This is a genomic window from Desulfosporosinus lacus DSM 15449, from assembly GCF_900129935.1.
GTDB lineage: Bacteria > Bacillota > Desulfitobacteriia > Desulfitobacteriales > Desulfitobacteriaceae > Desulfosporosinus > Desulfosporosinus lacus.
The window spans coordinates 1-18772 of sequence record NZ_FQXJ01000027.1 but is presented as its reverse complement, the minus strand read 5'-3'; the positions used below and the strand labels follow the sequence as shown (position 1 = coordinate 18772).

General features: G+C 42.3%; 16 protein-coding genes and 1 rRNA gene. 14 read left to right on the top strand and 3 right to left on the bottom strand.

Annotated features, from left to right (window positions below; all coding sequences use genetic code 11):
* Positions 1 to 113: 113 nt before the first annotated feature.
* The 5 genes from hutH to BUB11_RS23385 all read left to right on the top strand — a co-directional run bounded on the left by hutH (position 114) and on the right by BUB11_RS23385 (position 5932).
* Positions 114 to 1682 (top strand): histidine ammonia-lyase, encoded by a 1569-nt coding sequence (gene hutH / locus BUB11_RS23405; protein ID WP_073032716.1) that lies wholly within the window; start codon positions 114 to 116, stop codon positions 1680 to 1682.
* Between the two features lie 250 nt (positions 1683 to 1932).
* Positions 1933 to 2277, top strand: a complete 345-nt coding sequence (locus BUB11_RS23400; protein WP_073032715.1) for a metal-sensitive transcriptional regulator — start codon at positions 1933 to 1935, stop codon at positions 2275 to 2277.
* Between the two features lie 28 nt (positions 2278 to 2305).
* Positions 2306 to 5047 (top strand): heavy metal translocating P-type ATPase, encoded by a 2742-nt coding sequence (locus BUB11_RS23395; protein WP_073032714.1) that lies wholly within the window; start codon positions 2306 to 2308, stop codon positions 5045 to 5047.
* 241 nt (positions 5048 to 5288) lie between these two features.
* Positions 5289 to 5489 (top strand): CopZ family metallochaperone, encoded by a 201-nt coding sequence (locus tag BUB11_RS23390; protein WP_073032713.1) that lies wholly within the window; start codon positions 5289 to 5291, stop codon positions 5487 to 5489.
* Positions 5490 to 5734: 245 nt separating this feature from the next.
* Positions 5735 to 5932, top strand: a complete 198-nt coding sequence (locus BUB11_RS23385; RefSeq protein ID WP_073032712.1) for a hypothetical protein — start codon at positions 5735 to 5737, stop codon at positions 5930 to 5932.
* Positions 5933 to 6026: 94 nt separating this feature from the next.
* Here the strand turns inward: BUB11_RS23385 and BUB11_RS23380 are convergent, their stop codons facing one another.
* On the bottom strand, positions 6027 to 6233 hold the full coding sequence (locus BUB11_RS23380) for an alpha/beta-type small acid-soluble spore protein (RefSeq protein ID WP_073032711.1): 207 nt from the start codon (positions 6231 to 6233) through the stop codon (positions 6027 to 6029).
* 215 nt (positions 6234 to 6448) lie between these two features.
* On the opposite strand from BUB11_RS23380, the gene trhA reads away from it, so the two are divergent.
* Positions 6449 to 7099: a PAQR family membrane homeostasis protein TrhA gene (gene trhA, locus BUB11_RS23375; RefSeq protein ID WP_200797981.1), complete on the top strand. Its 651-nt coding sequence runs from the start codon at positions 6449 to 6451 to the stop codon at positions 7097 to 7099.
* An 85-nt stretch (positions 7100 to 7184) separates the two neighbouring features.
* Here the strand turns inward: trhA and BUB11_RS23370 are convergent, their stop codons facing one another.
* Complete coding sequence (locus BUB11_RS23370; RefSeq protein WP_073032710.1) at positions 7185 to 7640, bottom strand: YbjN domain-containing protein; 456 nt, start codon at positions 7638 to 7640, stop codon at positions 7185 to 7187.
* 163 nt (positions 7641 to 7803) lie between these two features.
* On the opposite strand from BUB11_RS23370, the gene BUB11_RS23365 reads away from it, so the two are divergent.
* From BUB11_RS23365 to BUB11_RS23340, 6 genes are all read left to right on the top strand, one after another.
* Positions 7804 to 8961, top strand: coding sequence for a cache domain-containing protein (locus tag BUB11_RS23365; protein ID WP_073032708.1), 1158 nt, complete (start codon positions 7804 to 7806; stop codon positions 8959 to 8961).
* Positions 8962 to 9270: 309 nt separating this feature from the next.
* A complete protein-coding gene (gene fdnG / locus BUB11_RS23360) occupies positions 9271 to 12306 on the top strand; it encodes a formate dehydrogenase-N subunit alpha (RefSeq protein ID WP_084110500.1) in 3036 nt (1011 codons plus the stop codon).
* Positions 12306 to 13103: a 4Fe-4S dicluster domain-containing protein gene (locus BUB11_RS23355; protein ID WP_073032706.1), complete on the top strand. Its 798-nt coding sequence runs from the start codon at positions 12306 to 12308 to the stop codon at positions 13101 to 13103. Before fdnG ends, BUB11_RS23355 begins: the two co-directional genes overlap by 1 nt.
* Positions 13103 to 13819, top strand: a complete 717-nt coding sequence (locus BUB11_RS23350; RefSeq protein WP_073032703.1) for a formate dehydrogenase subunit gamma — start codon at positions 13103 to 13105, stop codon at positions 13817 to 13819. The genes BUB11_RS23355 and BUB11_RS23350 overlap by 1 nt, the downstream gene beginning before the upstream one ends.
* Positions 13820 to 13863: 44 nt before the next feature.
* Positions 13864 to 14589: a formate dehydrogenase accessory protein FdhE domain-containing protein gene (locus BUB11_RS23345; RefSeq protein WP_073032701.1), complete on the top strand. Its 726-nt coding sequence runs from the start codon at positions 13864 to 13866 to the stop codon at positions 14587 to 14589.
* Between the two features lie 433 nt (positions 14590 to 15022).
* Positions 15023 to 16609, top strand: coding sequence for a peptide chain release factor 3 (locus BUB11_RS23340; protein ID WP_073032700.1), 1587 nt, complete (start codon positions 15023 to 15025; stop codon positions 16607 to 16609).
* Here BUB11_RS23340 and BUB11_RS23335 read toward each other — a convergent pair.
* Entirely contained in the window at positions 16606 to 17793 is a 1188-nt protein-coding gene (locus BUB11_RS23335; RefSeq protein WP_073032698.1) for an N-acetylmuramoyl-L-alanine amidase, read from the bottom strand. The genes BUB11_RS23340 and BUB11_RS23335 overlap by 4 nt on opposite strands.
* A 136-nt stretch (positions 17794 to 17929) precedes the next feature.
* On the opposite strand from BUB11_RS23335, the gene BUB11_RS23330 reads away from it, so the two are divergent.
* Complete coding sequence (locus tag BUB11_RS23330; protein ID WP_073032696.1) at positions 17930 to 18241, top strand: hypothetical protein; 312 nt, start codon at positions 17930 to 17932, stop codon at positions 18239 to 18241.
* A 397-nt stretch (positions 18242 to 18638) separates the two neighbouring features.
* Positions 18639 to 18772: ribosomal RNA gene (locus BUB11_RS27925) — 16S ribosomal RNA — on the top strand; the annotation flags it as partial.

The following is an 18772-nucleotide window of genomic DNA, read 5'->3' as shown; positions in this document are numbered from 1 at the left end:
AGTTGCAATAAAATAGAGTATGCTCAGAGTTATTAGATGTTTGAGGGCTAAGCTGTAGACGAAAGTCTATAGCTTAATCCTCTTTTTTCATTGCTCTAAAAGGAGGACAAAACATGAGCGTTGTTTTAGCAGAAAAATCTAAAGTCACTTTGGATGGAGAAACCCTTACGTTAGAGCAAGTGGTTGCGGTTGCACGGTATGCCGCTAAGGTGGAATTGCACCCTACAGCCAAGGAAAGAGTTCTGAAATCCAGAGAGTATGTAGATCAATTAATCGAAGGAAATCAAACCGTCTATGGAATCACTACTGGCTTCGGTAAATTTAGCGATGTCCTAATTTCCAAAGATGATGCCAAAAAGTTACAACGCAACCTTATTATGAGCCATGCAACGGGTGTAGGGGAACCCCTAGCACCGGAAGTTGTAAGGGGGATTTTACTTCTTCGGGCAAATGCCTTAGCAAAAGGTTTTTCAGGCATTCGACTTTCAACTCTCCAGACATTGATTAATGTGCTGAATGCTGGAATTGTTCCTGTCGTACCAGAGAAAGGATCGCTCGGCGCAAGTGGAGATTTAGCCCCTTTGTCCCATATGGTTTTGGTTTTACTGGGTGAAGGGGAAGCGTTTTATAAAGAGCGTCGCATGAATGGGCGGGAGGCCCTTGCGCAAGCCGGGATAGAGCCTGTAGTTCTGGAAGGAAAAGAGGGTTTGGCCCTTATTAATGGAACACAGGTTATGACAGCAATTGCGGCTTTGGCTGTCTGGGATGCTGAGATCTTATGTGAGTCAGCAAATATTACAGCTGCCTTGTCTCTCGAAGCGCTGGAGGGGATTCTTGATGCCTTTGATCCAAAAATTCATGCAGTACGTCCTCACAAGGGGCAAAACGACGTTGCAAAAAAAATTCGCCAGTTGACAGAGGGAAGTACTTTCGTAGCAAATGAACAACATCCCAGAGTGCAGGATGCCTATGCACTTCGCTGTATTGCCCAAGTCCATGGCCCTTCTGGAGATGCAGTTGCCTACGTAAAAAAAGTCGTAGAAACCGAGATCAATTCGGCCACGGATAATCCATTAATCTTCCCGGAAGAAAGCGCAGTTCTCTCGGGTGGAAATTTCCATGGTCAACCTATTGCCTTGGCGATGGACTTTCTTGGCATAGCAATGGCAGAGCTGGCCAATATCGCAGAACGACGTTTAGAGCGTTTGGTTAATCCAAACCTAAGCGGACTTCCTGCATTTTTAACCCCCAACGGAGGTTTGAATTCAGGATTTATGATCGTGCAGTATTCTGCCGCCTCCTTAGTTTCGGAAAATAAGGTTTTAGCCCATCCCGCCAGTGTGGACTCGATCCCCTCCTCCGCAAACCAGGAAGATCATGTAAGTATGGGAACGATTGCAGCCCGCAAGGCCCGAAGTATCATAGAAAACACAGGGCATGTATTGGGGATGGAATTATTAGCAGCCTGTCAAGGTCTGGATCTCAGAACCGGCAAAGAAGAACTTCAACTTGGCAAGGGAAGTGAAGGTGCTTACCGGCTCGTTAGGTCTAAGGTAGCTGCACTTGAAGAAGATCGTGTCATGTATATGGAGCTTAATCTGGCTAAGGAGTTAATTTCTTCAGGAAAAATAGCTAACGCTGTTCGATTTGAATTGGACAGAAAAGGGATTGCATTTTCGTGAAGTTTAAACAAAATAGAATATAGAATTTCTAATTGAGGTGTTTCAGTTGAGCAATATTAAATAATATAGCTTAGCTGAGCACTTTCTTTTTTAAGAAAAAATGCTCTTATAAAAACTTCAATGATGTTAATGAGGATAGTATACAGCTAATTGGGAAAGGTGTTAATAATGACTTATTCTATGAGCTATGAATATTTCTCAATTGACATATGGTATAGGGGGGTATACTATATAAACAGAGGTGATTAAGATGAAATCCGAAGAAAAGCAGATACACAAGTGTTCGGTCTGTGAGAGTGAAGTGACGGAGCAAGATGAACGAAAGAGTCATCATGACGATAAAACAATCAAAGAACTTGTAACTAGAATGAATCGAATTGAGGGTCAAATTCGTGGTATTAAAGGGATGATTGAACGTCATGTTTACTGTGATGATATTTTAAATCAGATCTCCTCCGCTCAATCTGCCCTGGATGGAGCTTCTCGATTACTCCTAGAAAAGCATATGAAATCATGTGTTAAAGAGAGACTCCAAGGGGATGACGATCAGGTTGTTGATGAGGTATTAAAGACCATATTTCGCATGATTCGGTAGTACTGGGATCTTAGTTTGGAGGATTAAAATGATGGAACAAGCAAAACGTGAGAATAAAGAGATTCCTGTATATGGAATGAGCTGCCAGCATTGTGTTAACCATGTCACTAAGATTCTAGAAAAGTTCCCCAGTGTAGAACAGGTTCAGGTATCACTGGAAGATTCAAAGGCTACTTTTACTTGGGACCCTGCTCAGGTCAATTTGTCGGATGTTAAGCAGGAAATTGAAAAGGCTGGTTATTCATTAGAAAACATGGCCGTTGGTTTGGACGATCAAGTGAGTTCGGAGCAGATAGAAGAACAAGAATTGGCAAGAGCAGAAGATACTGAAGAGCTTAATGAAACAGTGGGGATGTCCTCCAAGGCGGAGCAAAAACAACTTTTCAAGATCAGTGGCATGACCTGTGCAAATTGTGCTTTGACCATTGAAAAAGGTCTTAAATCTATGCCGGGGGTTAAATCAGTCGCAGTTAATTTTGCCACTGAAAAACTTACAGTGGAAATGGACCCTGACGTGGTTAAAGAAAACGATCTCTTGACGAAGATCAAAGATCTTGGGTATGGCGCACAGAGTGCAGACGATGGAAAGCAACAATTTAAAGTTGGCGGAATGACCTGTGCAAATTGTGCTTTGGCGATTGAAAAAAAACTTAAGGGAACTCAGGGAGTCCAGAACGTTGCCGTTAATTTGGCGAGTGAAACAGTGACTGTAGAGTTTGATCCCGGTGTTGTGAATATGAAGGAGATTTTCGAGCAGGTTCGTGATGCAGGGTATACCCCCATCGCCAATGAGGACGAGAATCAAGATGATCGTACGGCCATTAGACAACGAAATTGGCTCATCTTCAGTGCGATTCTTTCCTTGCCTATAATGCCAATTATGTTCCTGCCCATGTCAAGATCCCTAATGTATACAATGCTTATCCTTGCAACTATCGTCCAGTTCACAGCTGGTTGGACCTTTTATCGCGGTGCTTACCATGCTTTGAAAAACCGCTCAGCTAATATGGACGTCTTAGTTGCGATTGGGATTACAGCCGCTTATGGATATAGTCTAATGACAACCCTTCATATGTTTATCCCCTCAATTTTTTTCGAAGGGCCTAACTTTTTTGATACGTCGGCATTGTTGATCACATTTGTACGCTTTGGAAAATATCTTGAGGCCAAAGCAAAAGGGCGAGCAGGTCAGGCCTTAAAAAAGCTGTTGGAGTTACAGGCTGATAAAGCACATCTATGGGTCGGTGGTGAAGTTCAGGAAGTTGCTGCGACAGATCTGAAAATTGGGGATATTACCATTGTTAAATCCGGAGAAAGAATACCGGTGGATGGTGAGATTATCGAAGGATCAGCGAGCATTGATGAGGCAATGCTGACTGGGGAATCCATTCCTGTCGACAAAGGAATTGGGGACCCTGTAATTGGGGCTACCATAAATCGTTCAGGAAGTATCAAGGTTAAAACGACTAAAACGGGTAAGGATACCGTTCTTTCGGGAATTATTAAAATGGTCGAGGATGCTCAGGGAGTAAAGCCTCCAATTCAGAGACTGGCAGATAAGATTTCTAATTATTTTGTGCCAACAGTAGTTGCCATCTCGGTTATCACCTATTTGATTTGGTACGTTGTACTTGACAGTACGTTTGTTTTTGCCTTTACGGCTGCCATTGCAGTGTTAGTGATCGCTTGTCCCTGTGCTTTGGGGTTAGCGACTCCTACGGCAATTATGGTTGGCAGTGGGGTAGGGCTAAATAGAGGAATCCTCTTTAAATCTGCAGCAGTTCTGGAAGGGATAGCTCATTTGCAAGCCATTGGGTTCGATAAAACGGGGACACTAACTAAGGGAACTCCCGAAGTGACGGATATCATACCCTATGCGGATTATTCGAGACAAAATGTCCTGAAAATTGCTGCAGCAGGGGAGAATCCTTCGATTCATCCCTTGGCTCAGGCGGTCGTTGCAGAGGGAAAGAAGGAACTGCTGGCAATTCAAGAGGTCGAGAATTATCATGAAGAGGCTGGCTATGGCGTTATCTGTACCTATGAAGGGCAAACTTTACTAATCGGAAATATTAAACTGATGCATAAGTACAAGATAGACGTCAATGAGTCAGAGCGTGACTTTCAGCGTTTGGCCGAATCGGGCAGAACGACTAGTTTTATAGCCTTAGGTGGACAAGTAATCGGGCTAATCGCGCTGGCCGATGTGGTTAAAGAGAGTACGAAAGAGGCTATTAAAAGGCTACATCAGTTGGGCTTGAAGACGTTCATGATCACTGGAGACAATAAAAAAGTCGCCGCTGTTGTCGGTGAGCAGGTCGGAATTGATGAGGTGATTGCCGAAATCTTACCACAAGATAAGATCAGCATTATTAAAAAGTATCAAGACCAAGGCTTTAAGGTGGCGATGGTTGGAGATGGAATTAATGATGCTCCGGCCTTAGCTCAAGCCGATATTGGAATTGCCATCGGATCAGGGACTGATGTGGCCAAGGAAACCGGGGATGTGGTGCTGGTTCGCAATGACCTGCTTGATGTAGAACGGGCGATTCGATTAGGGCGAAAAACACTTCGTAAAATCAAGCAAAATCTATTCTGGGCTTTGATTTATAATGTCATTGGTATCCCGATTGCCGCAGGCGTCCTCTATCCTTTAACCGGACAACTATTACCGCCCGAGTGGGCAGGGCTGGCCATGGCTTTCTCGTCAGTGTCCGTAGTAACCAGTTCTCTCCTGTTGAAAAACTATGATAAAAAGCTAGTTGCTTAGAATTAAGAATTATAGTAGGAAGTATGGCATTTAGAGTAATTTTTCCTCTGAAAGTACATTACTGGGCACTTAAGAGGATAAAGATATAACTCAATTTTGAATAATACTTTTAGGTAACTGGTCATTAAAAAATTGAGTTGAACCTTATCAGGGTAATCTATGCTTATATCTTTGCGGAAGTTAACTGTCATCTGGCTTCTGGCCTCTGATCTCTGACTTCTGAACTGGGAGGTGAGAAAAAATGAGCCAAACCGTCCTGAAAATTGAGGGTATGACCTGTAACCATTGTAAAATGAGAGCTGAAAAAGCACTGCAAGGGGTAAGCGGCGTTGAAAGTGTCAAAGTCGATCTCGCGAGCAAAGAAGCTGTCATAACTGGAAATGCAGAACGTGCGAATCTTGTTAAAGCTGTAGTGGATGCTGGATATTCCGTTGAAGACTGAGCCTCAAATTACAAGTAAAATTTAGCTTAAGACACTGGTTGCCTGTATCTTTTATTGTTTTAATAGAAGATACAGGTTTTTATAATTCTAGTTACCCATATGAGCTACACTGTCATTCTGGATTAGATCATCCACTAACTATCAAGTGATCCCATAGAATAGATTTAATTCTTCGAGAAGCCTTTCAAGAAGAGAACTCGGATTAATAAATTATCTTTGGATAAACTATTTATGAGGTGATGACAATGCCAAGAAATGATGGCAATAAGACAAAAAATGAGGATTTAAAAAAGATTGAATTGACCCTCCGGAACATTCATAAAAATGAAGAGTTTTTATTGGAAAATGCTGAAGAGTTAAGTGCCCACCAAATTAAAGATGTAAAAGCCCATTTAGCTTCGAAGAAAAAACACCTTGAAGAAACAGACGGAACGATTAAATAGGAGCTCAAAGCTCCTTTTAATTTTTGTTGTTTTAAACAAAATAGTAAGAAGGATATCTTTCGATATCCTTCTTAACAGTAACTAACATTGGAAGTTAGATTTTGGTTCCACCTTTAAGGTGTTCTTCCGCAAACTGAATCATGCGTTTGGTCATTTGACCACCAACCGAACCGTTTTCACGGCTTGTGCGGTCGCCACCTAATTGAAGGCCCATTTCATTTGCTACTTCATACTTAAATTGATCCAATTGCTGTGAAGCACCTTTAGTTGCGGGTGTATTAGTGTTTCTTTCTCCTGCCATGATAGGTACCCTCCTTTAAATTTATGTTTGTGTACTGGAACATTCTTATTATGTGTTTATGACGATTTCTTACTCAGGTAATTATTTCTACAATATAGAGACCTTTCCTTTTCAGAATTGTTTGGCCTAAAGTTTGATTCTAGTTGATTTTATAGATTATAAGGTTTAGAATTAGAATGTACTTAGTAGTACTTGGATAGTTGGGAGGATACAAAATGGTTTTGAAGATGAAGGAACCGGTAAACACTTGGACTCATTTTGTTTTGTTTGTGGCTGCAATTGTTGGACTAGTATTCCTAATTATCCTGAGTAAGAATAATATCTCTAAGCTTATAACAATGACGGTTTATGGAGTTAGTATGATCTTGCTTTACGGTGCCAGTTCGCTTTATCATTGGGTTCGAACAACTCCTCAAAAAGAACTTCTTTTGAAAAAGGTCGATCATATAGCCATATATTTATTAATTGCAGGCTCCTATACACCGGTTTTTTACTATGGACTGGAAGGGGCATGGCGTTGGGCAATGCTAAGTGTTGTTTGGGGCTTGGCCTTCATAGGAATGTTATTAAAAATTTGGTTTATCCATGCACCTCGATATGTATCTTCTGCTTTCTATTTGTCGTTAGGTTGGATTGCGTTGGTTCCATTCTTGCAACTTATCAAGAACTTGCCGATGGGTGCAATTATTCTCATGGCAATAGGAGGACTTACCTATACCGTAGGTGCCATTATATATGCAACTAAGATCTGTGATTTCTTTCCGAAGCGCTTTGGGTTTCATGAGATATTTCATTTGTTTATTGGTGCTGGCAGTATCGTGCATTATATAATGATTCTTATATACATTATTCCCATAGCAGAATAGACTGCGTTTTCTTAGATTTAGTGTTACTTCAAATAGTTGAATAATTAATGCAGATAAAAAAGGAGCGGTATTTGTACCACTCCTTTTACGCTTCATCAGAGCAAAAGGCGGCTGCCTCCTCTGCGCTGTAATCACCATAGACGAGCTTCATTAGCCCAGGGTAATATGTGTCAAATCCAAGGACTCCGTTCCAAACAATGTTTAGTACTTGGTCTTGCGAAGGGCGAGCGTCAGCCAGATCAAGAAATGTACGGTACCTTATCTCCCCGTTATCCATATCCATTTCAAAGTTACCATTGACCAGTTCGTAGTTAACACGACTCATGTAATCACAAACTTCAAGGCGTTTAGAGGGGGGGATTTTTTGATCAATATGAGTATTGCAGAGTAATGATTCTTGTTCTTCATCAACAAAAAGGAATGCGTGAAAATCAGTATTTATGCCGCTAATCTCAAGTTTGATGATTCCATTCTTGTTGTCAAAATCAAATTCCCAACCGTTTTGACTTAGAATTTCATAGAGAACCCGAAATAAGGACATAATTACCCTCCTAATTCCTCACTTGTTTTTTAACAAATTCAACATTAAGATGGTAAATTCCTTCCATTTTTGGAATATAAATAAATAGTATAATAGAAGAAAGGTTTTTAATAGTTTGACAACGAATTAATAAAGAAGATTTATCTCCGAGGGAGGAGTGCTATTGCGTTCACTTAAACATCAGATTCTTTTGCTAATGCTTGGTTCCTTAGTTGTCTTAGCGGCAAGTTTAATCTTCGTTTTAGGGTGGCATTTAAAGCATGGTGCAGTTGATGCAGCAATTGTTAAAGCCAAAACTGATCTGGCCACGTGCATGGATATTATTGAATTTAGCACGCCAGGCCCTTGGCATGTAAAAGATGGTATGCTCTTCAAAGGAGAAATTCAAATCTCTCACAGCACTGAACTTGTCGATCATTTAGCAGAGCTGACGGGCGATACCGTGACTCTGTTTCTAGGTGATACCAGGGTTGCTACAACAGTAAGAAGCGTAAATGGTGAAAGAGCGGTCGGAACAAAGGTGTCGGATATAGTTGCCCAAACTGTCTTGAAGGATGGACAGATTTATCTAGGTGAAGCGAATGTCGTCGGACAGCTATATCAAACAGCCTATGAGCCTATCCGTGACAGTAATGGGGATATTATTGGAATTTTTTATGTTGGGATTTCTAGAAGTTACACCCAGGCCTTTATTGTTAATTCATTAATCCGGGTTGCATCGCTTGGCTTAGGCTTGACGGTGATCGTTGTTTTATTGACTTGGTTTTTTATTCAAAGAGTTGTTATCCGTCCAATACATGAAATCACCCTCGGAACTCGTGATGTGGCGACTGGACACTTGACTGAAAAAGTCGCTGTTTCTGGTCCTAAAGAGATTGGTGAACTGGCAGTTGCGTTCAATCAGATGGTTGAACGACTAGGTGATATAGCAGATGAAATGAGTAAGGTCTCCATGCAAAAAGACTCACAAGTAGAAAAGATAACTTTGGTGACTAATCAGACGGAAGAACCGGAAATAATCTTAGATGAGAAAAAAAATCAAAATTTCTATATTGATCAACAAGGCTTGCCAAAGGGATTAAATCAACTTACGCTAAAGCAAATTGTCTCTTTTTTGAGCGAAACGAAAGAACCGGTTTCGTCTGAAAATGTTGCTGAAGGAGTGAATCTAACTAGGGTAACGGTTCGAAGATATCTTGATTTTCTAGAACAATATGGAGCTTTGACAACTGATTTAAAATACGGAACAGTAGGCAGACCTGTAAAACTGTATCATCCAGTGCTTAATCTAAGCATAAAAGATATTGAAAAAATTCATTAATCTCAACTCTTTCCCCCTAAACAATTAGGGGGAATTTTTAGTGCTGGGGTAATGGTTATAAGTATGTTATTTATTTGCTGAAGCATTGGAGCAACTAAGGCGAACGCTTGCGGTCACATTTTCGGATACTTGGCGCCAGCCAAGTATTCTTTATGTACAGAATATTTTCTTTATTTACTTAATGGTGACTATAGACACAAAGAAAGTTAAGCTAAGAATGTATCGAAATATCAGAACATTCTTCATAATCTTAATTATTTAATTTTGGTCATAGGCAGACAATATGAACATTTTAAGGGAGGAAAAGAGATGGATGTTTCTCGTCGTGGTTTCTTTAAACTTTCAGGACTTTCCATCGCCGCTTTAGCTGCGGGCTTGGGATTTGATCCTGCCGTTGCGGAGGCAAAAGGGTATGCGTTGAAACTGGAAGGAACCAAAAAGATTCCGAGCATCTGCCACTTCTGTTCCGGTGGGTGTGGAATGCTACTGTATGTGAAAGAGGGCAAGCTGATTCACTTAGAGGGTGATCCGGATCATCCGACCAATGAGGGGACTCTTTGCCCAAAGGCAGCAAGTTTACTGAGTGTCGCTAATTCACCGGACCGGGTGACAAAACCAAGGCGTCGCGCTCCTGGGGCTGATAAGTGGGAAGATATTTCTTGGGAAGAGGCCCTGGACATCGTAGCGAAGAAGACAAAAGAAGTCAGGGATGCCAGTTGGAAAGTCGCCGATCAGATTGTCAATGCGAAAACCGGACTGACAGAAAGCCTTACTGTGAACCGTGTAGAAGGAATCGCTTTCCTTGGTTCTGCTGAAGTGGACAATGAAGAGTCGTATCTTATTAAGAAATTTTGCCAACTGATCGGAACTCCTTACAATGAACACCAGGCCCGGATATGACACGCTCCCACGGTGGCAAGTTTGTCACCTTCATTTGGTCGCGGTGCGATGACAAATTCCTGGTCTGATTTAAAAAATGCTGAAGTTTTTTTAATTGCCGGAAGTAACTGTGCAGAAAACCATCCGATTGCTATGAAGTGGATTAATCGGGCAAAAGAGAACGGCGCAAAAATAATTGTTGTCGATCCACGATTTACGCGTACAGCCTCTAAGGCAGACATCTTCGCCCAAATCCGTCCGGGAACGGATATAGCTTATCTAGGCGCTATTATTAATTATATTATTGAACAAAAATTGTACGATCAGAAATATGTTTTAAATTATACTAACGCTCTTCTCAAGGTCAGTACAGATTACAAATTAGAAGATGGCCTCTTTTCAGGTTATGATGCCAAAACGAGGAAATATGGCACTGCAAGCTGGGGTTACCAACTTGGGCCAGATAAGAAGCCTCTGAAAGCTGAAAGTATTGAGGACCCTGATAGCGTGTTTTCAAAGCTCAAAGCTCACTATTCAAGATATACGTTTGACACAGCTGAAAAAATCTCAGGCATCCCTGCGGCAAAAATTAAGGAAATCGCGGACGTCTTCTGTAAGGGGAAACCGGCAAGTATCCTTTATGCACTGGGAATGACTCAACATACCACAGGAGTTCAAGGAATTCGTGCCTATGCAATCATTCAATTATTGTTGGGTAACATCGGAAAAGCCGGAGGCGGCATCAATGCTCTGCGTGGAGAACCAAATGTCCAAGGTTCAACAGATATGGCCAACCTTGTCAGTAACTTGCCGGGCTATTTACCGCACCCAATCAATACGGATAAGACTTTACGTGATTATCTGGTACGCAATGGGTCATTTTTTGAAAAACATATTGTTGCTCAACTTAAGGCTTGGTTTGGTGAAAACGCCACTAAAGATAATGACTACGGATTCAGCCTCTTACCGAAGACCAATCCCGCTGTGAATGCGACGATGGTTAAACTCTTTGAAATGATGAATAAAGAGCAGTTTAAGCTCCTCTTTAACGTCGGATCTAACTCTCTGGTTTCTATTCCGGATCGGCAACTGGTACGATCAGCTTTAACCAAACTTGATATGTTAGTCGTATCAGACCTTTTCGAGATTGAAACTGCCCAGTTTTGGCGTGAACCGGGGGTGAATCCCGCAGATATTAAGACAGAAGTCATCATGTTTCCTGCAGCCTTCGTCTATGAAAAGGCCGGCAGTATGTCAAATTCCTCGCGCTGGATTCAGTGGAAAGACGCTGCGCTTGAGCCACTGGGGGAATCGTTACCGGACCTCGATATGCTGGATCACCTCTTTAAGAAAATTCGCAAATTATATGCGGGGAGCACAGATGTCAAGGATGCCCCGATCCTAAAGGCCCGTTGGGACTATGGTGAGCATACAAGCGCTTTGAAAGTACTTCAGGAGCTAAGTGGGTATGACGAGACAACTGGTAAGCTCCTTCCGACTATAGGGGATTATCTTAAAGCACCGATTGGTACAGCATCTACAGGATGTTGGATATATGCAGGTGTTACAGGGAACGGGAACTTGGCGGCACGTCGCAACAATGCCGACCCCTCAGGACTGGGATTGTTTAAAGACTGGAGCTTTGCTTGGCCAGGAAATGTTCGTATTCTTTATAACCGTGCTTCCTGTGATGAAGCGGGTCAGCCGGTTGACGCTAAACGCAAACTTATTTGGTGGGATGAGGCAGCTAAGGTTTGGGCAGGAAATGATGGCGGGGACCTTGTCGATAAGACCAAGGGACCGGATACGCCTGAAGGAAAGCTAAGTTTCCGTATGAACCCTGAGGGAGTGGGTCGGTTATTTGCCGCTACTTACATGAGTGGATTGCCTGCGGAAGCCCCCGCTGATGGACTTCCAGCCATCGGAATTCGTCCGGCAGGGATATGTGTTGATGGACCGCTTCCGGAATTCTACGAACCGACGGAAAGTCCAACGACAAATATCTTACATCCCGAGGTTTCAATCAGTCCATGTGCCTTGGTTGTATCGACTCAGATCGGCAAGTCAGATAAGTTTCCACATGTTCTAACCACTTATGGCGTGGTCGAGCATTTCTGTGCCGGGGGAATTACGCGTAATATTCCGTGGCTGAATGAAATTATGCCGGAGCCCTTTGCAGAGATCAGTAAAAACCTAGCGGCAAAGATTAAGGTTGTTGAAGGGGATATGGTCGAGGTTTCTTCTGCACGCGGCAAAATCACCGTCAGGGCTTTAGTTACGGATCGACTGCAGTCCTACAAAGTCAACGGAAAAGACACTGAAACCATCGGTATGCCCTGGAGCTGGGGCTTTGCAAGCTTAAGCCCCGGACCGAGTACTAATGAAATAACCATTGCTGCATTGGATCCTGGAGCCGGTACTCCAGAGTATAAAGTTTGCCTAGTCGATATAAGGAGGGCAAATTGATGGCGAGGAAAACGGTTTTAATTGACACTTCATTGTGTACGGGATGTAAAGCCTGCTCTGTGGCCTGTAAGGCCTGGAATGAACTGCCAGCGGAGAAAACTCAATTGCTGACGAGCTATCAGACTCAGAATGCTTTTACCACTAAGACTTGGACGTATATGACCTTCGTCGAGAAATATGAAGATCAAAAAATGAATTGGTTAATGCGCAAGGCGCAATGTTTTCACTGTGCCGATCCTTCATGTATGAAGGCTTGTTCTTCGAATGCGATCACGAAGACTGAGTCTGGGTACGTTGTGATCGATCAAGAGAAGTGCATTGGTTGTGGGTATTGTGTTGAAAACTGTCCGTTTGGGGTTCCTAAGGTTGATCAAGTCAAGAAGAAATCATACAAATGTACTGGATGTATTGATCGGGTAGAGAATAATTTACTGCCAGCTTGTGTTAATACATGTCAACCGGGTGCGTTAAGTTTTGGTGAACGTGACGTTGTGCTGACACAAGCGAAGAAGCGTCTTGCTGAGGTTCAAAAGACTCATCCCAAGGCCCAGCTCTATGGAGAAAAGGAAATGGGTGGAACGACGTATCTCTATTTGTTATTGGATAGCCCAGAAGTATACGATCTCCCAGTTAATCCAACGGTTCCGCTCTCTCTGACTCTCTGGAAAGATGTGATCAGGCCAGTTGGCACTGTGGCCGTGGGTGGTGCCGCAGCAGCTGTTGTCCTTGGGGTCTTTGCAAATCTGTTTAGGGGTAATTACAGTAATTCTGATCATAAAGAAGGAGGGAAAGACTAATGGCACTTAAAATGGAAACAAGAAATCAAATGCCCAAGAGAATTGTTGAAGACAAAGTTTTGCGTTTTAGTGCGGGAGAACGCCTTAGTCATTGGGTTCATGCCATTTCCTTCTTTGTTTTGCTCTTTACTGGGCTAGGAGTTCTCAGCACCTCATTTCAACCGGCAATGGCCATTTTTGGAGGGATACAGGTTGCTCAGTTGATTCACCGTATTGCTGCAGTCTTTTTTGTTGTCGTAGTAGGGTTAATGTTCTTTGTTGGAAATCCGAGATATCATTGGAGATGGTTAAAATTTGTCTTTAGTTTTAAAAAATCAGATTGGCAACACGTCTGTGCCTTTCCTAAAGAATTCTTCGGTGGACATGGCAACTATCCAGAACAAGAGAAATATAACGGAGGAGAGAAAATTAACTCGTTGATCACAATTTTCGGCACTGTTTTCATTACTCTTAGCGGCGTAGTGATGTGGTTTGCCTCCTCGTTCCCCCCTGCTCTGGTACGTTGGGCTTATCCAGTTCACGACCTCTCTATGTTTATTATGACGGCTGCTGCCATCGGGCATATCTATTTAGGACTTTTACACCCAGACTCGAGAGCGGCTATGTCCGGCATGATCAACGGTTATGTATCGACTAAGTTTGCACGCGCTCATCACCGTGAATGGTATGAACGATTAAAGAAAGAACAGTCAATGAATGAGCAGAAGAATGTATGAGGAGAGAGAGATCGCCTCATATACAACTAGAAGCATAAATTGAAATGATTGGAGTAATTATGATGGACAACGCCTTTCAAACCTATTGCCTCCTTAAGGAGGAAGTTAAACGTTGGCAGGATGAGCGAGGTTCTTTTTGGATCAATAGGCTGAGTCCAGCCAAGGTACCTCCCTACTATCCTATTAAGGAGTTGCCAGAAAAGGCGGTTCTGGAACTTTGTCAAAGGTTGAATAGAGTCAGCAATATATTAATATCCGAATCAATGTTACAGGATGCGTGGAACAAATTCATGGCACTTAAACCTGTGAAGAACAATGAACTGTTGAGCCGATTACAGATTGCCCTTTGTGGCGTTGCGCAACTGTATCGAAACACAATAGTCGAAGTCGCAAATAGTTCTAAGGCACCCACTCAGAGTATGACGTGCCCCATCTGTGGTGAGTTGGCAAGTATATCGGTTCTATCTCCGCCAAATGGGAATCGATACGTACACTGTTCCATATGCGGGCATGAATGGTCAGCTAAGCGCGTTGGTTGCATTCGTTGCGGAAGTGAGGAAGCCTCAATGTTAACCTACCTGCAATCAGAGGAGTTTCCGGGGGTTGAGATGATCGTCTGTCAAGAATGCTGGCAGTATTCTAAGGAATATGACTTACGTGTGTTAAGTACAAGAGATATCGATTGGGAAACTATTAGAACTCTATCTTTAGATTATGCAGCAGAAAAATGGCTTTCTGAGCATGCCCGGTTATTAGAAAGCGTTCACTAAGCTAGGAACTCCACTATCTATCTATCTATTTACCTGACTTTCTTAAAATGGTTTTTACCAATTGCTCTGAATATTACTAAGAGCCCACCTAAGTGTTAGAATTCGCTTCTAAAACTATGGGTGGGCTTTTTTTGTACTATCAAAAAGTATAAACTTGCATTATATTCTTTCTAAGCAAAAGTACCACTAGGCTGCCGCCTTCGGTCCCTTCTCGCCATTCATGGACACAGGGACACTTGGCCATCCATGGCCGGTGCCTGCGGCTTGGCGTCAGCCAAGTTTGATGATAATTTCACAGATCAGCAACACAACGATTAGGAAGTAATTGAGGATGTACATAATATCGTGTATAATTAACACTTATACTATTAAAAACTAATTTAAAAATTCGAATAGAATGTATAACAAAAGTTAAGTTAAGGAGTTAAAAACATTGAACCAAACGGATTTAAAATCAGAAATTTCTTCCCGTAAAACCTTTGCGATTATTTCTCATCCAGATGCAGGGAAAACAACCTTAACTGAAAAGTTGCTCCTTTTTGGAGGGGCGATTCGCGAAGCAGGCTCGGTCAAAGCCAGAAAAGCAGAACGATATGCTACGTCGGACTGGATGGATCTTGAGCGGCAGCGGGGGATTTCCATTACGTCCAGTGCCCTTCAATTTAAATATCAAGGATACGTCATTAACATTCTCGACACTCCCGGGCACCAAGATTTCAGTGAAGATACCTATCGAACGCTGACAGCAGCCGATAGCGCCGTAATGCTGATTGACGCTGCCAAAGGGGTTGAAACTCAAACCAAGAAACTCTTTCAGGTCTGTCGAAAACGAGGTATACCAATTTTTACCTTTATCAATAAGTTTGATCGCAATGCTAAGGATCCTTTAGATCTGATGGATGAAGTGGAAAAGGTACTGGGGGTTGAATCCTATGCCATGAATTGGCCAATTGGTATGGGTCAAGATTTTAAGGGGATCTATGACCGTCAGACTGGGCAGGTCGAACGCTTTATGGAAGGAAGCGCAAGATCCAGTGGAAAACCGCCTGTTTCAGGTGCGCTCAGTGATCCATTGGTACAGGAAGGCATCGGGGACATCCTGGTTAACCAGCTGAAGGAAGAAATTGATCTTCTAGACTTGGCCGGAAATACCTTCTCACAGGAACGCGTGGATCGTGGGGAAGTGACGCCAGTATTTTTTGGAAGCGCACTCAATAACTTTGGTGTGCCAAACTTCCTGCAATATTTCCTAGAACTAGCCCCTGCACCTCAAGCAAGAAGCACAAATATTGGAGATCTGGATCCTGAAACTCCAAGCTTTTCAGGATATATCTTTAAAATTCAAGCAAATATGAATGCCCAGCATAGAGACCGAATTGCCTTCATCCGTATTTGTACAGGCCGCTATGAACGGGGAATGAATGTTATTCACACGCGTTCTCATCGTCGTCTCCGACTGGCACAGCCTCAACAATTGTTCGCCCAGGAACGAACGATTCTCGATGAAGCGTTTGCTGGCGATATTATTGGAGTGCATGACAGCGGACTTTTGAGAATTGGGGATGTGCTTACCGAAAAGGATGGATTACAATTTGAAGCCATGCCATTTTTTAGTCCTGAAAACTTTGCCCGCATCAATATTGCGAATGCCTTAAAGCGCAAACAATTCATTAAAGGAATTCAGGAACTTCAAGAAGAGGGAGCTATCCACGTTTTCCGTGATCTCCATGTAGGGGTAGAGGCTCCAATCATTGGTGTTGTCGGTCAATTGCAGTTTGAGGTGTTGGAGTACAGATTGCGTGAGGAATATGGAGTACATGTCAGTATTCAACACCTGCCCTTTGAAATCGTACGGTGGGTTGAAAAGGATGAAAAAACCATTAAGCTTCTCACTGAGTCGAGTATGAGTACGGTTGTGATTGATAAAGATGAAAATTATGCGGTGCTGTTACTAGATGAATGGAAAGCGAATTGGTTAAGCGATCGTTATGAAATTAAATTTCACATGCAACCGCTTTAAACATCAAGTTGAGAGTTAAATGTCCGATCTAAGAGGATGTGTCCTCCAATGGAGTCTCCAAATTCACCATTAACGAGAATACGGACACTGGTAATCCCAGGAATTTGCGTCATTGACCAAATGATTGATTTAATAGCCATGTCTTCACCTGAAGCCCCACCAGGAAAATCATCCCGGATATCCTTGCTAAAGTCGATAGTGGCTAGGCCATTTTGAGTAGTCACGGAAAGTAATTTAGTGGTTGGAGCTATGGTAGGCGTTAGTTTACTTGACAGAGGGCCTTGAATGAGTTCGCTCATGACAAGGCTCGCTTTTTGTGAAAGGTTAAGTTTTGTCCAGACCGATTGGTTTATTTGACGATCCTCAGGAACAAGACTATCCAGGTTTTCATTTGAAAAGTAGAGCTTATAGGTATTTTCACTTATAGTGGGAGGTCCCTCTTGTCCTGCAGTTGGTGAATTATCCTGTACCCCTTGCGGAAACGCTTGGAAGTAATGTTCAACTCCGGTACCTATGGCATCTGCCACTAAGTTGCGGTAATCCTCTGATAGCAGTAGTTTTCTTTCCCGAGGGTTTGAAATGAAACCTACTTCTACAATCACAGAGGGCATTTCGGCTTGATTAATTATGTAATAATCGCCTGCTTTGGCTATTCGCTTATTATCAGGTTGAACCTGTGTAAGTTTTTCATGGATGATTTCTGCTAGTGCTTTTCCAGCTGATGATTTTAGGTGGTAATAGGTTTCCATCCCGTAAGAATTACGTTGGGGAAAGCTGTTGGCGTGAACGCTAATAAAGAGATCAGCGTTGTTTTCTGTGGCGATTTTAATTCTAGTGTTTAACTCTGCTCGTTTCGCCATGCGCCCTTTGACAAACCCTGGCAAGAAAAAATCCATATCTACTTCGCGGGTTAGAATAACCTTACATCCTTTGGACTCTAGGACCTTTCCCAGGCGTAAAGAAATATCTAAATTTATGTCTTTTTCCTTGAGCCCCGAATTTTGTGCCCCAGGGTCAGCCCCTCCATGTCCTGGATCAATGACAATTACCTTATCTTTGAGACTTGAAGAAAATGCCGATGTTAATTTTAATGAGCCAGCCCCAATAAATAGAATGATCAAGCTTATGATGCCAGCCAAAATCCAGGGCCTACAAATAATTAGTATAATTGGACGAATGGACATTCTGTAGCACACTCCTCTCATAAGAGTCATCCCATAATGTATATTGTAAGAATGTGTTTCGTAAACATAATTTCAGAAAAGATTTGTGCGTATAGGTGATCTTCTATTATGGAGGGAGGCAGAGGATGGCTTGAGTATGATTCTAATGACGGTGATATTATTAAATATCCCATTTGGCTATTGGAGAGAAAATGTCAAAAAATTTTCTGTTCAGTGGTTTTTATCCGTCCATTTACCGGTTCCAGTTATTATGTTTCTTCGTATACAGATGGGACTTGGATGGGAATTATCGACGTATCTTATGTTAGTAGGAGCATATTTCACTGGGCAATACTTAGGAGCCATGTGGCATCGACGTTGGGAAAAATCGATACCTGTGAGTAGTTGTCTAGTGCATGATATAGTACGGAGTCGATGGATTATTATAATCTTTCGAAGATATTTGTAACACTCCGGTTTAAAAATACATATTGTAATGATGTGGCTAGGATACATTTACTTAAATTAATTTTTTTAAAAAAAGCATGAGGCAAGCATAAAATTTTAAAAAGGTGAAATACTAGTTGACATCATATTGCTATAATGCCATTATAACTGAGCGCCACAAAGACGCGACAACGGTTGAATAAGTGGGATTTAGTACTCCTAACTTTACCAATCAGATAAATAAATTAGCTATTGACAACGAGAGTTGAAAATGCTAAGATGCAATTCTGGCCTTAAACAGCCAAAGAAAATGATGGTCTTTGAAAACTAAACAACAAGGACAGCCAATGAGAGAGACTCGAAAGAGTTTCAAAAGAAATCATGAGCGAATCATCTTCTTCATTGAAGTGAGATAACTTTTTTTGGAGAGTTTGATCCTGGCTCAGGACGAACGCTGGCGGCGTGCCTAACACATGCAAGTCGAACGGTCTAATGCTTAACACTGAGTGTTCAGTAAGGTAGGGGACAGCGAGAGCGCGAAGAATGAGCGCTC

Coding starts and splice junctions, on each gene's coding strand:
- hutH (WP_073032716.1), top strand. CDS start 114: ATGAGCGTTGTTTTAGCAGAAAAATCTAAAGTCACTTTGGATGGAGAA.
- BUB11_RS23400 (WP_073032715.1), top strand. CDS start 1,933: ATGAAATCCGAAGAAAAGCAGATACACAAGTGTTCGGTCTGTGAGAGT.
- BUB11_RS23395 (WP_073032714.1), top strand. CDS start 2,306: ATGATGGAACAAGCAAAACGTGAGAATAAAGAGATTCCTGTATATGGA.
- BUB11_RS23390 (WP_073032713.1), top strand. CDS start 5,289: ATGAGCCAAACCGTCCTGAAAATTGAGGGTATGACCTGTAACCATTGT.
- BUB11_RS23385 (WP_073032712.1), top strand. CDS start 5,735: ATGCCAAGAAATGATGGCAATAAGACAAAAAATGAGGATTTAAAAAAG.
- BUB11_RS23380 (WP_073032711.1), bottom strand. CDS start 6,233: ATGGCAGGAGAAAGAAACACTAATACACCCGCAACTAAAGGTGCTTCA.
- trhA (WP_200797981.1), top strand. CDS start 6,449: ATGGTTTTGAAGATGAAGGAACCGGTAAACACTTGGACTCATTTTGTT.
- BUB11_RS23370 (WP_073032710.1), bottom strand. CDS start 7,640: ATGTCCTTATTTCGGGTTCTCTATGAAATTCTAAGTCAAAACGGTTGG.
- BUB11_RS23355 (WP_073032706.1), top strand. CDS start 12,306: ATGGCGAGGAAAACGGTTTTAATTGACACTTCATTGTGTACGGGATGT.
- BUB11_RS23350 (WP_073032703.1), top strand. CDS start 13,103: ATGGCACTTAAAATGGAAACAAGAAATCAAATGCCCAAGAGAATTGTT.
- BUB11_RS23345 (WP_073032701.1), top strand. CDS start 13,864: ATGATTGGAGTAATTATGATGGACAACGCCTTTCAAACCTATTGCCTC.
- BUB11_RS23335 (WP_073032698.1), bottom strand. CDS start 17,793: ATGTCCATTCGTCCAATTATACTAATTATTTGTAGGCCCTGGATTTTG.
- BUB11_RS23330 (WP_073032696.1), top strand. CDS start 17,930: ATGATTCTAATGACGGTGATATTATTAAATATCCCATTTGGCTATTGG.